A 15,554-nucleotide genomic window follows, 5' to 3' on the forward strand; every position below is an offset into this window, starting at 1 on the left:
GAAGAAATGGTCCTCGCTTAAGGCCTGGGGAATCAAACTCGCAAATCAGATCGGCAGCATCGTAAAGCCATATCAAGCCATGATGATCAACTGGTTCAAAGCTCCGACCAACCCGCGCCGCGCTTGGCTTTATTTTCTGATGTTCGGTGGGGCTTACTCGGTACTCTGCATTTTCGGTGCCCTCACGGCCAACGATAAGATCTTGTCGCTGATCTGGCCCGCCAACCCGTTTATGCTTGGTATGCTCGTGCGCTTTCCTGTATTGGCGCTTCCCCTGGGCTGGGTCGCTTGTCTTGCCGGATTCGCGATTGCGGTCCCGATTATCGGTTGCGGGCTTATGACAGGCGCGGGTCTGGCCGCATATAATTTCGGTGTCGTGGTCATTGGCTATGTCTTGCTATCCAGGCTCGATCGGATTGACCAGCGTCTCCAGCGCCTGACTTCGGTTTTCTACCTGCTCTTTGCGGTGGGCGCCGCGTCCATATTCGCCGGCATCGTTGGCTCGCTCCTGATCGGTCCTTTATTCCACGATCCGGTAGCCGTAAGCTCATTTCGGTACTGGTTTTCCGTCGAGCTTTTGAACCAGTTGGCTTTTTTGCCGATAATCCTATCCTACCCGGAAGGTCGCAAATGGGGGCGGCAGCAACTGCCGCAGCCGACCTTTCACGACCAAGCGCCGATTATTGTGTTGGTGCTCTCGGCCGTCACGGGAATCTTCTTCGGAGGAGTGGGGGCTCTCGCTTTCCCTGTACCGGCCCTTCTCTGGTGCGCAATTTCCTATCGCGTCTTTCTGACGGCCTTACTGACCTTCGTATTCTGCATATGGGGGATCATGGCGACAACGTTGGGCTACGTTGACGCATCGCATGTCGATCAATCGCTCGTGCTGTCGATCAGCATGGGGGCTGCACTGATCTCTCTGGGCCCGCTCATCATCTCCACGACCACTGCGACCAGAAATGAAATCCTTGACCAGCTAAGGCACCTCGCGGCCGAGCGTGAGCTTGTGGCCAATGAACTCGATCATCGGATCAAGAACCTGTTCGCGCTCGTCAACGGGCTGATCAGCCTATCGGTCCGTGGCAAACCCGAGATGAAACCGCTGGCAGACACACTGAGAAGCCGGCTCGTGGCATTACACCATGCGCATGGTCTTGTTCGCATTCGCACCGGGAGCGCGTCGTCGGGCCCTCCCGGGGGATTCGCTTCACTGAAGGAGCTCATCGGCACCCTGCTTCGGCCTTATGAGGGTGCTGAAGACAAACACGTCGTCGTCGATGGCGATGACGTGTTCATCGATGGTGGGATCGTTACGTCGCTGGCTCTCGTTTTCCACGAACTGGCGACAAATTCGACCAAGCATGGCGCGTTGAGTGATCTGGACGGCGCCTTGGGCGTCCGTATCAGCCGCGACATTGACGACCTGCATGTCATGTGGACTGAGAGGGCCCCCGTGACGACAGACTATTCTGATGCTGCGGACAGTGGCTTTGGTTCGAAGCTTCTGGATCTTACAATCAACGAACAATTGCAAGGAAGCTATGTCCGCACCTGGACAGTAGGCGGCATGGACATCGAGATCATTCTGCCGCGCAAACTGTTTAGCGACATCCCATCCAATCCCTCCATCTTGTCGTCGTAGATCAGCGCTAACCGCACATGACTGCCGCAACCTTGGGTCGGAGCTATGCGGGATTTTGGGTGACGAGATTGATCAGGCGGCGTAGTGAACCGGCATTTCAGTGACCTCGATTCCGTTTTTGAATTTGACGCCTTGAACGACCTTTCGCAACTGGTTCTCGCCGTTCAATCGGCGCCATGTTTTCGCGGCGGCATTGCGCGGATACGCTCTCGATCGGGTCCGACGTGCGCAGATGGTCCCAGTGCTCGGCAGGGAAGTCGAAGAAGGCAAGCAGAGTTTCCCGGTCCTTCGTCAGGCAGACAACCGCCTTGTCGTACTTGGCGCCATATTTTTCGGCGAATACGTCGATCGCGACCTCGGCTGCCGCGCGGGTCGGCGCGCCGTAAATCTCACGAAGGTCTTCCTTCATGTTGACCTGGACTGAGAGCGCAACCTTGTTCAGCACGGTGGCCGTCTTGTGAACCCAACAGCGCTGGTGCCTGGTGCTCGGAAAGGCCTCCTCGATCGCCCTCCAGAAGCCGAGCGCACCGTCGCCGACCGCGAGGACCGGCGCGATCTCGATCCCACGCTGCTTGATGTCGATGAGCAGCTCACGCCAGCTCTGCGCGCTTTCAATGCCACGCGCGAACAGGTAATGCAGGAATTTCCGGAGCCGCCATTGCGTGCCATCGCGATCGACAACAGCGCCGCGACCATAGAAAAACTTGTCGAGATCGATTCCCGAGCCATAGGCGTCTCGCGGGAAGCATTACCGCTATTTGCTCAACGACCCGGCGACCACGGGGGTTTTGTTATGCGCTGGCAACGACTGCGTCGGCTACAGCTATATCGGCTCCAACGGACACATCGGTCTCCTCGCGATCACGCGACCTGACATCCTTCGTGATGCTTTTACGACAGAACTGAAGCTGGCGGCAGATGGTTCTGCTGAGAAGATATTGGCGTTCCTGCCCGGCACATGCGACAGCGCCTTAAGCCTTGCGGTCAATCAAGGCATGCAGATCACTTTTCCAATGCTACTGATGGCATTGCCGGGCTATGGCGGTTGGACGCAGTATCTGCCGCGAAATCCAGGCTTTATGTGATCAGTCATCTGCTGGTGGCGAGAGGTGTTGCGGCCACCGTGCATGCGTCGGGTCGACTCCCATCATCTGCAAAGCCAGCACTACCAAAGTTATCCGTGGCCACCTTGAGACAACCGTGCGACGCTACGTATGCACACGCTGTCGTTGAAGGACCTGCCAAATGACGGTTTCATTGAGTTCGCGTATCAAACGGTTCAAGGAGGGAAAAGCACTCCGACGCAAGACGCCGCGTGAAGCACATGCAGAATTGGCGGGATCACCGTCGCGCAACGTCGTTGCAATCCTCGCCGAGAGCGATCCCGATCGGGTCCCGGAGCTTGTCCCTGAGCGCTATGCGCGAATGTCGCTTAATCCGCTTGCATTTCTGCGCGGGGCAGCCGCCGTCATGGCGACAGACCTTGCCACTCAACCGACGGCTGGAATTTCAGTCCAGGCCGGCGGCGACAGCCATTTGATGAACTTTGGCGCCTTCGTACCCGCTCCACCTCGCGGAGCGCCGCTGCAATTGCGGTGGCGCCAGCATTGTCGCTGCCGCCGCCGCGACGGCCAGTTTGGGTGCTTATCAAAGAAGAGATAAACGGCGGCAATCTTGCCGTCCCGGACGGCACCGCCACGGGCGCGCGCAACGGTACTGAAGCTTCCTCCCGTTGCCCCGGTCACTGCCTGGCCAGACGGCACGATTGCGCCGGTCGCACTGCTCACCGCGTTGGACGGAGAGTTGACCTGTGCGCCGGTTTGAGCACTGACCTGGGGTGACAGCTGCGTGTTTACCGGCGAATTCACCTGCGCGCGAGCGGTGGCAGACACGCCAAGCCACAGGGTGACCGCAAAGATGAGCATTCGTTTCATCGCGCCCTCCTGTCTTGCCGAAGCGACGATGAGGTCGTGACACGGCTTTCTTCAAACGCCTCCGACCAGAGGGGTTCCTGGGACCGCGCCTCAGTGTGCTCCTTCGGCCAATCAGAGGCCATTGCGACTGCCTCTGCTGATCGGCTGATCGTGTGCGCAGCCTTCGATCGAACATTGCAAGGCCTTACCGAGATCGTGAGCCTCTTGGATATCGGCGCAGCGTGAGCCGACTGAGCCCGCTCCGTTTCCGCCCGCCGCACTGTCGTTCCACGAAAGCGTGAAGCCGACAGAACCACCGGCGACAACGCGGTACCGAGAATAGAAGGCGTGGGTTCGACCGTCGAATAGAGTGTGCAGTCATCGAGCGAGCTGGTGCGCATGCTGGGCCGCCGACAACGCGACCGTGTCGGCATGTGTCACGTCGCACCATATCGGAGGCTTCACAAATGAACTTGCCACGCCGGCCCACGACGGCGGCAAACGGATATTCCGACCGGCCAGATCTGGCAAGCGCGATACAGCGGCGCATCAACTGCAGATCGGACGCCTGGGGATCCGGATGGTTCACGTGGCAAGCACCATCAATCAATCTATGCCGTTCGCATTCAAAGCGCGCAAGAAGCCCGCCCGACCCGATTACCAAGCCTACCTCCGATTGCGCTCTGGCATTTTTCGCTCCTTCAACTGTGTTTCCGCTTTCGACTCTTTCCAGGCCTCTCGACCAAGCGCCGCACCGCGGCACGTCAGTCCGACACTGGTATCGGTCCATCGGTTTGCAGGCGGCCCGGCCCGAAGAACTTTCATCGATGACTTCAATAAGATGTCCGGCCAGCCACCGATTTGAATGACACGCAGTTGAGCCTCCGGCTTTCGTTGGACTCAACCGGCTTCAGCGAACGCGACGCTTCGCCGGGTGATTTGAGCGCGCTGGGGGGCAAGACCGTGGCCCGTCCCCCATGCAACGTCTTTCTAGAGGAACCCATGGCAAAGCTCGAAGACGGACTCATTGTTGAGACTGCAAGAGAAGCGCGAGAAGCGTAAGCGCGAATTTCTCGGCACCTTTTGCTGTTGAGTGCTGTGATGCATGAGGTGTCCACCAAAATAGGTGGACACCTTGTGATGGAAGACGATGATCAGAAACTGCGGGTAAGGCTTGTTGGTCGGAACGGGCGACGCCGTTACGACCCCGCATCGAAGGACCGTCTTGTCGCGGCCTGCCTTGAGCCTGGCGTGTCGGTATCGAGGCTTGCGCTCGAACATGGGGTCAATGCGAACCTTCTTCGGAAGTGGATAAAGAAACGCACGGAGACCCAGTCCCTCCCGCCGTCCTCATCACCGGCGTTTATCCCGGTTCAGATTGAAAGCACGTCCGATCGGGCCTTGCTGCGACAGAGCAGCATGGCTGCGATGGATTTGCCGGGAGCTTGCGATGGAGTGCGTGGGTCGGCATCGAAAAGGGCTGCGCCGTTTTCCTCTCCAGCGAAGGTGAGCGCGTCACTGCCGAACGGCGTGAAGTTGACGCTGGAGTGCGGTGATGTGGATGCATTGACGGCGATCATCGGAGCGCTGGGTCATGTTCAGACTGGGCGCTGACCTGAAAGTCTACCTGCACCGCGAGCCGATCGACTTCCGGGCCGGCATCAACAGCCTTGCGGTTCTGGTCCAAGAGACGATGGCGCTCGATCCGTTTGCTCCGGCGGTTTTTGCGTTCTGCAATCGCCGTCGCGACCGGATGAAGCTCCTGTTCTTCGATCGGTCGGGCTTTGTGCTGGTGCTGAAGCGGCTGACCGAGGACAAGTTCCGGTGGCCGCGCCGCGAGGCAGCGGTGGTCAGGCTTACGACCGAGCAATTGCACTGGATTCTGGACGGCATCGATATCGATGCGATGGTCCGCCATCCACTGCGGCAATATCAGGTTGCCGGTTGAGGGCTCTCGAATTGAGCGGTTGACGCGGCGGCATGCTTTCGATTCAAGAATCTGATGAATCGACCCGGCGAACCGACTGTTGAAGAGTTGATGGCGCGTATTGCCGCGCTGCAGGCGCAGAACCGTCAGCTCACAGAACGCGTCGTCAAACTCGAGGAAGAGCTGGCGCTTGCACGACTGCATCGTTTTGCGCCGAAGAGCGAAAAGCACATTGACCGCCTCTTCAATGAAGCTGAACAGGCCGCGGATGAAGACGCCGCCGACAACGAAGATGGCGATGTCGTTACCCTGCCGGACACGGGCTTGCCGGCGACAGAAGGGGCGACGGGAAAGAAGCGCGGCCGCAAGGCCTTGCCGGAAAACCTGCCGCGCGAGCGCGTCGAGTATGACCTTGCCGACGACGAGAAGGCTTGTCCTTGCTGCCGTCACCAGATGCATCGCATGGGCGAGACCGTTACCGAGCAACTTCATATCGAGGTGAAAGCGAAGGTCCTGCAGAATGTGCGGTTCAAATATGCTTGCCGTCATTGCGACCGCACCGGGATCAACACGCCGATCGTGATCGCGCCTATGCCCGCGCAACCTTTGCCGGGCAGCATCACCACGGCCTCGACGCTGGCCTTCGCGCTCGTTCACAAATACGTCGACGGCACGCCGCTCTACCGCCTGGCACAGGCATTCGAGCGCGCCGGCGCTCCCGTCAGCCGTGGTGCTCTGGGCCACTGGGTGATCGGCTCGAGCGAACAACATCTCTCCCGCATCTATGACACCCTGAAGCTGCGGCTCAGATCGCAGCCTCTCATCCATGGTGACGAGACGACGGTTCAGGTGCTGAAGGAAAAGGATCGAGAGGCCACCAGCACGTCATATATGTGGGCTTACCGGAGCGGCGAGGACAGTGACGAGCCGATCGTGCTGCTCGATTATCAGCCAGGCCGCGGCCAGATACACCCGCAGACCTTCCTCGGCGATTACCGCGGCATAGTGATGAGTGATGGCTATTCCGCCTGGCGCACGCTGGAAGGGGCAACCCATATTGGATGCATGGCCCACTCCAGACGGCGCTTTGTCGATGCCCTCAAGGCCAGGAAGAAAGGCGGCGGTCCGCCGGAGCAGGCGCTTCGGTTCTTCGAACACCTCTACCGGGTTGAAAGGCAGGCGCGGGACGAAAAACCGGACAGAGGCGAAACGCCAGGTCAATGCATTCGCCGCCTCCGTCAGCAACATAGCATCCCCGTCCTGAACGCCCTCAAGGAATGGCTTGATAAAATCGCCCCGAAGGTCTTGCCGGACAGCAAGCTTGGCGATGCCGTATCCTACACTCTGAACCAATGGGAATATCTGACGCGCTACGCCGAAGACGGCAGGATGCCGATCGACAACAACCTTCTCGAACGCGATATCAGAATCTTTGCCACTGGCAGAAAGAGCTGGCTGTTCAGCGACACCGTGAATGGAGCCAAGGCCAGTGCCGTCGTCTACAGTCTGATGCTGACCTGCCGCGCCTCACGCGTCGAGCCGTTAGCCTGGTTGCGCCACGTCCTCACCGAATTGCCTCAGCGCGCCGACGACGCCGATATCACCGACCTGCTGCCCTTCAACTTCCCCAAAACTGCTACTGCCGCCTGATCCAGCGCGACGCTTCCGAAATCAAACGCCGAAAGGCGGCGTCAACGTGCGGGGAAAATCGCGCTTACCGAGAAGCAGAGCGCGGATCCTTCGTGGGGTTGTCTACATCGTATATTTTGGAGCGTCGGCGACTGGCTGTGAGCGATCGGTGGAATTCTGCCGGAGCTCAGCCTGCGGTCGAGGGCCGACCAGCTTAACCGAGGATGTCGGCGGGCTCAGATTTCCAGCTAACCCTTTGCTTGCATCGAAGATGGCGCCCATCGGGGATTGATTGCACCGTGCGCAACATATGCCACTGGGGCCTCCATCGAGGTCGCAAGATCGACCGGCATTCCCAAGAGATCGATGCTTAAGATACCGACCCCGCCAAAACTGTCGTCAGGTTACGTCGTATGGCGCTAAGAAAAACGGATTGGCGTCACCCGTTGGTGCAAACGGTCTGTCCTCCGGCCGGCCTGAAGCGCAAATCAAGCTTCGGAACGATACCGCTGTGCATCCGTTGGACCGTGGAGGTGTTCCATGCAGACAGCCCCAGGTAATCCAGTTCCAGAAGACCCGAAACCTATGCCACCCCCTCCTCCCGGCCTGGTTCCGGATATAAAAGAACCGCCACCACGGGAATTACCGGATGAGAAACCTCGTCCCAACCCGGATGAAAAACGCACCCCGCCGGAGCGAACCTGTTCCTGAAGCGAAATGCCAGGCCGCGACTCTCTCCCGGAACTGAACAGCCTCTTGCTATTTTAGATTCGAATGGATCAATTCGAAAAGCGCCAGGAAACCGCCGTTGCCATGACGAAAATAGGCACCGCGACACTGTTGCGAGCTTTGCTGCCTGCATGGGCCGTCTACTGCGAGGCAAATCGCGACCCCGCTTCTGGCTGGTGAGGTAGCAGTTCACTAGATAGGGCTGGAACAGCAGCCGAAGCCTTGACGCGAAGGATGTCGCCTCCAAACCCACTCCGACTCCCCAACCAAGGCATTCATGGCTGAGCAGATTCTGAGGGCGGCAGCGAACGGTGTTCATCGCCGCGAGGAACTGAGCGATCTCACCGTCAATGCAGTCCGGGGCACAGATCGCATCCGAGAAATAGAGCCTTCCGCCGGCGCGCCTGGGTGAAACACGGCGCATCATCGGGGAATACGCGGCCGATTTCGCGAGGCTGGACGCGCGCGTGGCACAGTTGAGCGGCGAACTCCATGCGAGTGATAACCACCGAGAAGCCCCTGTCAAAACGGCCACCGACGAGGCGCTTCGCAAGCGCGCTGAGGCATCGCGCAGGTCAGGACCATTAACAGTTGCTGAGCCGCGAATCGTTGCTGGCATTGCGGTTTCAGTGTGAGGCCACGTCAGAAATCGTTTCCATGGATCAGCCAAGAGCAGATCGCCCACATCGAACGGATGCATTTTGAGTCAGGCGCTGACTCCTTATTCGTCGCCTGTGATCTATTTGTATCTGGATAGGTCCCGATTTTGGAGCCAACGTCGCAGGGGTGATGCACCCGCGCCTTCCCGCGGCGGGATAGGCCTGCGATCTGCACTCTATTTTGCGCTGGCGGCGCTCAGTCCTGCGCTGTCCGACTGCATCCTGGCATGGGGAGGTGGCGGACCCCGCCGGGAACGCGGGTGTCGCTGCAATAATGAGGTCGCAATTGTGCAATGATTAGTTTTTCGATAGCTTGGACGTGGGCGGCGCGCGGAGCGTTGGGTGAGAAATCTGGGCTTCAACACAATCGCATTGCTGGCGCTTGCTGGCGGCGCGTTTACGCCTGCCGTCGGACAGCAGACACTGCCGAACAGCAGCATCCCGCTTAGCTTCGGCATGGATGCCGGACAAGTCTCGCAAGCTTTGGGCGTACCGCTGAATTACGTCCGCGGCCGTCCCGGCGACGAGCTGTATCTGGCAATTCCCAATGTCAAAGGCAGCGCCTTGGCGAGCCGCAGTGACGGACTTTACCTGCAGTTCCGCCGCGGGCAGCTCAAGGGCTGGAAAGGCGATTGGGGAACGATCCGGCCTTCCGTTGATGGAACCCGCCCATGATCAGGTGTTGGGTGGCAACAGCGGCGGCAATCGTTCTGACATGTCTGGCTGGCCAGCCGGCTTTCACGCAGGACCGTCTTCTGCGCTACGGCAACACGAGCGGCGGGTATTTCGATGGCCGCGACGACAACCGTGACTTCCCCACCAACGGTTTTTTTCCCGGGAATTTCGCGACCGATCCGTCCGCCGCGTGGATCGGAGCCGCCGGATTATTCGGCAGCACGCCCTCGCATTCTGCAACGCCTTATCCTTCACAGGTTATCTTCAGATCGACGCGTAACCAGGCCGCTTGTGGCCGCCGCTATCGTTCCTATGACCCGTCGTCCGGCACCTTCCTTGGTAACGACGGCGCGCGCCATCCATGCGGATGATGGCCGTGGACCCGCCTTGCTGTAGCGCTTGGTATCGATTTGGCCCGACCAATTCCGAAATAGCGGCAATTATCCGCGTCTGGCTGACTGGAATGCCGGCGCGCGGCGGATCGCGTCGCTGATGATGTCGATCGACGGGGATCGCGCCGAGCGTGGGGACGGCATCGGCCGCATCCAGCGCGGCGAGACCGAGGGCGACGCGATCCTCAGCCTTAACGACTTGTCGATGACACTCGACGACGGCACCGCCGTGGTGGGAGAAGCGGAAGTGATCATCGACGCCGGCGAGCGGGTGCTGGTGGCGGGCGAGTCCGGGACCGGCAAAAGCACGCTGGTGCGGGCAATCGCTGGCCTGTGGCCGTGGGGTGGCGGCAGCGTCAGCTTCCATCCGGACCGTCGGTTGTTCATGCTACCGCAAAAGCCGTGCCGTTTGGAACGTTACGTCGCGCGCCGCCTACCCCGCGAGCGCGGAAACTGGACGCTCGAAGAAATTGGCACTGCTCTGGACAAAGTGGGACTCGGTCATCTCAAGGAGCAACTTGAGGAAGAAGCGCCCTGGGACCAGACACTTTCGGGCGGCGAAAAGCAGCGGCTCGCTTTCGCCCGGCTGTTTTTGCACAACCCCGATATTAACGTGCTGGACGAAGCAACATCCGCGCTCGACGCAAAGAGCCAGGATAAGATGATGGAGCTCCTCAATAAGAAGTCACCGTTGTCAGCGTGGCACATCGCGTCGAACTCGAAGCCTTCCATACTAGAAAGGTCCGGCGTTGCGTTTTAGTTGATCAGCCGCGGCCGTCCAAACCCACGCTCCACGGTCGATCGCGACCACCAACTCCTGCCGATCGAGAGTTTCGACCAAACGATCAATCGTAATTTCTGGACACGGGGTGCCGACTTCAAAATATCGGTCAATAATTTCCTTTATCTCAACAATGGCGTGAAGCAATAGGTCATGATCTCTAATGTCCGCCTCCTGCCCTCGTGCGGCCGACGTATTCAATGCCAGCGTGAGCGCTGAAAGGGATTCGTCGGTCAGCAGTTCCGGCGGCGCGTTCCATAGCCCGGTCGCTTTTAGCGCGTCGACACGCTCTGCGTCGTTGTAAGGCATGGTGGCGTTTTGGGCTGTCCTGGCTTCTTCGGGGGAGCCGGCCGACAGCATATAGAAGATCGCGTTCCAACATCTCGCGTACATCGACCGAACGGCGGCGTCCGCCTTCGTCGCGCCGGCGGGATCATCGGAGCAACAAGCACTCACTCCGCATCACTCAAATCACTGGATACCGAAGATTGCGCCGCTCGGCCGTCAAACGGTGTTCAGGTTTCCACATCGGGGCTCCTTGTCTCGAATCGCTCCGAGACAGGGAATCACAACCGACTCATCTGACTCAAGTTCTTCCTGGATCGGCTATTACAGGGCGTAGTAATCGTCAACCGCCCTGGTTCGGGTCGGATCTGACCAGTTCCAGTCGGTGTCAGTGGCATACTTCGGCGCACGTTCGAGCTGGTCTGCGGTGACGCCGATCCGGTATCCCCCAAGCGCGGTGTCGTATTTCAGGGAGCTCCAAGGGAGCGGATAATGATCGTCGCCGATGCCGAGAATTCCGCCGAACCCCAGCACGGCGTAGGAAACCTTCCCACTGATCTTTTCAATCATAACGAACGCAATTGAGCCGATCTTCTCATCATTGGCTCCGTAGACCGCCGTGCCATCCACTTTATTGCTGGCGATCAAGTTGCCGGTATCTCCTTCGATAGACATAGGCTTCTCCTTCGTTAGGGAGGAAAAAAGCGGCCGGTGCGGCAAATGTTCCCCGGCGCCGCTCGTTTCCGATTCCATGGCCAAAACCGCCGCGGCGTTCGGCTGCGGTCGTATGAAAACGAGCCAACCCGAGAGCGCCGTCACGACGATCAAGCCGGTCGTTATGGCAATGAGGAAGTAACGAGACATGCTCGCTAACGCCGCCGCGAACCATTAGTTTCGAAGCGCACGTTCGGCTGTCTAGAGTCTGTACTTATCTCGGCGGCTGCAATGCGGGCGAATTTGCCCATCCCTCTATTTCCGAAGCGGTCTCAGCTTGCTGGACTTTCTTGAGCAATTGCTCGCGCTCCGGGCCGTCAGGCAAACCGGCAGCCTCTTGGCGCGCATTTGCCGCGAACTCGGCAATGCGGTCCTGAAGTGATTTTGTCTGTTTCAATCGATACCTCTAATGCAAAAAAAAACGCGCCTCTCCTCGCCGTAGAGAAGCGCTCTTGTTTTCCTATAAGCCCAGTACAAACGCCCGGCGAGCCTTAGAGTTCCCCAAGGTTCCAATGAGCAAAGCCCCAGCTTTGGGGCTTTCGTTCGGGCTAGGGTATTTTAGAGCGTTTGGCGGCCCGTTTAAGCTGCTATGCCGCTTAAGAAACGTCAGAGGGGCTTTTGGCTTTCGGCTTGTACGACCCCTTCTTCAGTGGGTCCCTCTGCCTTTCTCCGAGGGGTGCATCCGCTCGCCGGCGAACTCCGCGCGGAATATCTCGGCGTGCTCCTCTACGGCGAAAAGGAACACTTGATAGAACTTGTTCTCCCGCATCACCGAGTGCCCGTGCTTCGAGAGCGATAGCCCCGCGCGTCTCGCAAAAATTCCTCAGCGCATGGAAGTTCTCGCCCGTGCACTTCTCCTCCTCGAGCGCGACCAGTATCGGCTGGACAAGTCGTTCTTCAGGGTCTGATGCCAGCGCTCGATCTTTCCCTGGGTCTGGGGATGATACGGGCCGCGCACATGCTGCATGCCCTTGTCTTCGAGCCACGCGGCCAGATCGCTCGCCACGTATGACGAACCGTTATCCGAGAGGAGCCGCGGCCGGTGCATGACGGTGGCGCGATCGAGGCCGGAAGCCGCGAGCGCCTGGTCGAGCGTGGCTGTGACGTCAGAGGTACACATCGTGGGACCAAGCCTCCAGGTCACGATGTAGCGCGAGAAGTCGTCGAGTACGGTCGAGAGGTAGTACCAGCCCCAGCCAGTGATCTTGAGGTAGGTGAAGTCGGTCTGCCAGACAGGCCGAGAACTTCCTTCGCGCCATCGGCGCGGACGCCCCAGCGCGATGTGGATGGCCTGTGGTTCGCGCGGCCGGCGATGATGCGTGCGCTGCACGGCGAGACACCGCCGCAGCAATCCAGAGGGGAAGAAGGGAACGAGGTGGCGTTCCTCCCGCAAGCTGGCGAGAGACCGGTAGGGATGGTAAGCAAAGCACAAGCCCGAATAGCCCCTATGAGCGGAGCTCGTGCATGAAAGACGTAAGGGCCTGGCTAGATCGGCTCCGCACCGAAGCGGAGGAGTGTCGGCTGATTAGTAGACTGGCGACAAATGCCGCAAAGCGAGAAACATTCGCGAGCCTGGCCGAGACATACGATAAGGCCGCTGATGACCTGCAAGTCCTGATAGATTCCGGCAATCTTCCGGGCGAGCTAGGGATATAGAAAACCCCGCCGGAGCGAGGCTGGAAGGGATCCGCTGCGGCTCAGGAGTTTTTGATGAGCGACACCAAGCCGCCTGCCGACCCGCCGCTAGGTCCAGGGAAGCCCTGGTTCACATCCGAATACTGATCGACGTGGCGTCGCAGAGCGATGATTTAGAAACCGTGCAGAAGCTCCTAAAAGAGATGCGGGCCTTGGTGAATAAAGCGATCCCGCCGCGTCGCCGCCTCAAATAGAAAACCCCGCCGGAGCGGGGCGAATTAGGCAGCCGCGATGCCAGGACTGGCTCCCTTTGCCAGGAACTCTTCCCACTCCCGCGCATTATTTCGACCGGAACGGGACCCCCGCACCCCACTCCCGAACCCGATCAGGCCCGCATGTGGCGTCTCCCCCGGCGGGCCTTTTTGGTGGCCCCGATCTGAGCGCTCCCGCCCCCCGCCTTATCTCCGCGCGGTCAATAGCACAGACCTAATACCGGAAAACTCCCGCAAAGCGCCCGACCCGGGCCGCAGCGATTTCGATAAAGTCGGCACCTGGGAGCCTCGCTCATGTTGCCTAGGATCACATAGCGCACAAAAGATAATCCCTGCCGATGATCGGAACATTGCACTGAACCCGGCATTGTTGCCTCATGTCAACGGACACAGAGGATGCAATCATGAGAAGAGGCATTTTGATCGGAAGCGCTGCGGCGGCCGTCACAGCATTTACGATGGCCTGGGCTTTGGCGCAGACACCGACAACGACACCTCAAACGGGAAGCAGCCAGCCAAGTATAAAGGACTCAAGTAAGAACCCCGCTCAAGCACCGGCCGGCGCCTCGGAGACCAGGGGCAACACCCCGGAGACGACGGGGATGTCCCCGAACGGGACGTCGGAAGGCACGATGTCCAGGCATGGCAAGTCAAAGGACCACGTGAAGAGCAATGGAATGAGCAAATAAAGACGCTCACGTTGACCCCTGCGAAACACATTACCGCAGCGGAGGTAGTCTCCCCCGGCTCCTCCATGAAGCTCCTCGACCCGTCGGTGAACCCCTCGTCGGCGGGTTTTTGGTTAGTTGCTTAATCCGTCGCCCGTGAAAAATGCAGAAACCGTCCTGGCGGAATGATTTCGCGGGTTTTGCAAGTATTCGATATCGCCGGTTTTGGGGATGTCGATATCGATTTCCTTGCAATTTGATTTGGCGGGAATCGGCGTGATTCCATGTCTCCGCTGGGTTTGAGTCGGAGATATCGCGATGCTTCCGAAGGAGCGGCGAGACAGCGGACAGAATGATTTGTTCAAGTCGCGCCTCGACCAGATCGTCGACATCAACCACGCGTTGGCGAAGCTGGCGCGCAAGATCGACTGGGGATTTCTCGAGGGCAAATTCGGGGCGGTCTACGCCGATGTTCCCGGCCGGCCGCCCCTGCCGCGCGGCTGATGGCGGGGTTGGCGATCCTCAAGCACACGTTCAATCTGTCGGACGAGGCGCTGTGCGAACGCTGGGTCGAAAACCCCTATTATCAATTGTTTTGTGGCGAGGCGTTCTTTCGTCACGACGTTCCCTTCGACCGCTCCTCGATGACGCGCTGGCGTCAGCGCATGGGCGAAGACAAGATCGTCGCGCTCATTCAGGAGAGCCTGAATGTCGCCACGCGCGTTGGCGCGGCCAAGCCGTCGGACTTCACCAGCATCATCGTCGATACGACGGTGCAGCCGAAGGCGGTGGCGTTCCCGACCGATGCCAAACTCATGCATCGCGCCCGCGAGAAGCTGGCGCGGTTGGCCAAAAAGCACGGCGTCGTCCTGCGGCAATCCTACGAGCGTGTTGGCAAGCACGCGTTGATCGCGCATCAGCGCTACGCTCACGCGAAACAGTTCAGGCGCGCCAACCGGACGCTGAAGACATTGCGCACGTATCTCGGCCCGTGATGCGCGACATCAGGCGCAAGATCGCCGGCGATCCGGACAGGCAGGCGGCTTTCGCGCAACTGTTGTCGCTGGCCCACGCGGTGCGTCATCAACAACAAAGGCAGCGCGGCAAGAAAATCTATTCCCTGCACGCGCCGGAGATCGAATGCATCGCCAAGGGCAAATCGCACAAGCCCTATGAGTTCGGCGTGAAAGTCTCCATCGCCACGACGCTCAACCATTCCAGGGGCGAGGCGATGGCGCGTGAAGGCCGAACCTGGCTGCGAGCGCGAGATCGCGTGGATGTGGTTTGCGCGACTCGCGATGATGCGCGCGCGGTTCGGGCCAGATAAGCCGCCGATCGGCAATCCAGAGGGCAAGAAGGGCCATGGGTGGCGCAATAACCGCAAGCTGGCGCGGGACCGCTGAAACGATAAAAACCCGACGCCGAAGCGCCGGGCCAAGTCAGGAAGGAACGGGCCCCTTTAGGGCCTTAGTGCCGCCGGCCATGGAGAACCGGCGGCTCGGCCGGTCTAACCAGCCCCGCCCCTCATGCAACTAAATTCGGACTCCAAAGGTTAAAAGTCGTCGGTAGGGTACGTTTCTACACCCACGGCCACGCTCAACTGATTTGGTTAAAAAATCCAATTCCCCTTTGG

General features: G+C 59.4%; 10 protein-coding genes and 4 pseudogenes. 10 read left to right on the forward strand and 4 right to left on the reverse strand.

Annotated elements, in window-relative coordinates; all coding sequences use genetic code 11:
* The first annotated feature begins 79 nt into the window (after nucleotides 1-79).
* Nucleotides 80-1,642, forward strand: a complete 1,563-nt coding sequence (locus NHAM_RS19490) for a sensor histidine kinase (protein ID WP_041358397.1) — start codon at nucleotides 80-82, stop codon at nucleotides 1,640-1,642.
* A 72-nt stretch (nucleotides 1,643-1,714) separates the two neighbouring features.
* Here the strand turns inward: NHAM_RS19490 and NHAM_RS19495 are convergent.
* Nucleotides 1,715-2,255 (reverse strand): annotated as a pseudogene (locus NHAM_RS19495) (transposase); the annotation flags it as partial.
* Nucleotides 2,256-2,400: 145 nt separating this feature from the next.
* Between NHAM_RS19495 and NHAM_RS19500 the strand changes: the two are divergent.
* The 8 genes and pseudogenes from NHAM_RS19500 to NHAM_RS19545 form a co-directional block, all read left to right on the forward strand.
* On the forward strand, nucleotides 2,401-2,727 hold the full coding sequence (locus NHAM_RS19500) for a hypothetical protein (protein WP_245269949.1): 327 nt from the start codon (nucleotides 2,401-2,403) through the stop codon (nucleotides 2,725-2,727).
* A gap of 340 nt (nucleotides 2,728-3,067) precedes the next feature.
* A complete protein-coding gene (locus NHAM_RS28440) occupies nucleotides 3,068-3,304 on the forward strand; it encodes a DUF2252 family protein (RefSeq protein ID WP_245270083.1) in 237 nt (78 codons plus the stop codon).
* Between the two features lie 1,391 nt (nucleotides 3,305-4,695).
* Complete coding sequence (gene tnpA, locus NHAM_RS25310; RefSeq protein WP_198136959.1) at nucleotides 4,696-5,169, forward strand: IS66-like element accessory protein TnpA; 474 nt, start codon at nucleotides 4,696-4,698, stop codon at nucleotides 5,167-5,169.
* On the forward strand, nucleotides 5,150-5,503 hold the full coding sequence (gene tnpB / locus NHAM_RS19525; RefSeq protein WP_011512149.1) for an IS66 family insertion sequence element accessory protein TnpB: 354 nt from the start codon (nucleotides 5,150-5,152) through the stop codon (nucleotides 5,501-5,503). The genes tnpA and tnpB overlap by 20 nt, the downstream gene beginning before the upstream one ends.
* A gap of 54 nt (nucleotides 5,504-5,557) precedes the next feature.
* Nucleotides 5,558-7,132 carry an IS66 family transposase gene (tnpC, locus tag NHAM_RS19530; RefSeq protein WP_011512150.1) on the forward strand — a complete coding sequence of 525 codons (1,575 nt, stop codon included), beginning with the start codon at nucleotides 5,558-5,560 and terminating at the stop codon, nucleotides 7,130-7,132.
* Between the two features lie 1,709 nt (nucleotides 7,133-8,841).
* Nucleotides 8,842-9,174 (forward strand): hypothetical protein, encoded by a 333-nt coding sequence (locus NHAM_RS19535; protein ID WP_011512152.1) that lies wholly within the window; start codon nucleotides 8,842-8,844, stop codon nucleotides 9,172-9,174.
* Entirely contained in the window at nucleotides 9,171-9,545 is a 375-nt protein-coding gene (locus NHAM_RS28445; RefSeq protein WP_011512153.1) for a BA14K family protein, read from the forward strand. The genes NHAM_RS19535 and NHAM_RS28445 overlap by 4 nt, the downstream gene beginning before the upstream one ends.
* A gap of 67 nt (nucleotides 9,546-9,612) precedes the next feature.
* A pseudogene (locus tag NHAM_RS19545) lies at nucleotides 9,613-10,421 on the forward strand (ATP-binding cassette domain-containing protein); the annotation flags it as partial.
* 535 nt (nucleotides 10,422-10,956) lie between these two features.
* Here NHAM_RS19545 and NHAM_RS19550 read toward each other — a convergent pair.
* The 3 genes and pseudogenes from NHAM_RS19550 to NHAM_RS26955 all read right to left on the reverse strand — a co-directional run.
* Complete coding sequence (locus NHAM_RS19550) at nucleotides 10,957-11,307, reverse strand: PRC-barrel domain-containing protein (RefSeq protein WP_011512155.1); 351 nt, start codon at nucleotides 11,305-11,307, stop codon at nucleotides 10,957-10,959.
* A 253-nt stretch (nucleotides 11,308-11,560) separates the two neighbouring features.
* The gene (locus NHAM_RS25315; RefSeq protein ID WP_011512156.1) at nucleotides 11,561-11,743 is read right to left on the reverse strand and encodes a hypothetical protein; all 183 of its coding nucleotides are present in this window, start codon (nucleotides 11,741-11,743) and stop codon (nucleotides 11,561-11,563) included.
* Between the two features lie 495 nt (nucleotides 11,744-12,238).
* A pseudogene (locus NHAM_RS26955) lies at nucleotides 12,239-12,580 on the reverse strand (transposase); the annotation flags it as partial.
* Between the two features lie 1,659 nt (nucleotides 12,581-14,239).
* Here NHAM_RS26955 and NHAM_RS19570 point away from each other — a divergent pair.
* Nucleotides 14,240-15,146 (forward strand): annotated as a pseudogene (locus NHAM_RS19570) (IS5-like element ISNha6 family transposase); the annotation flags it as partial.
* Nucleotides 15,147-15,554 lie beyond the last annotated feature (408 nt).

The organism is Nitrobacter hamburgensis X14 (assembly GCF_000013885.1).
GTDB lineage: Bacteria > Pseudomonadota > Alphaproteobacteria > Rhizobiales > Xanthobacteraceae > Nitrobacter > Nitrobacter hamburgensis.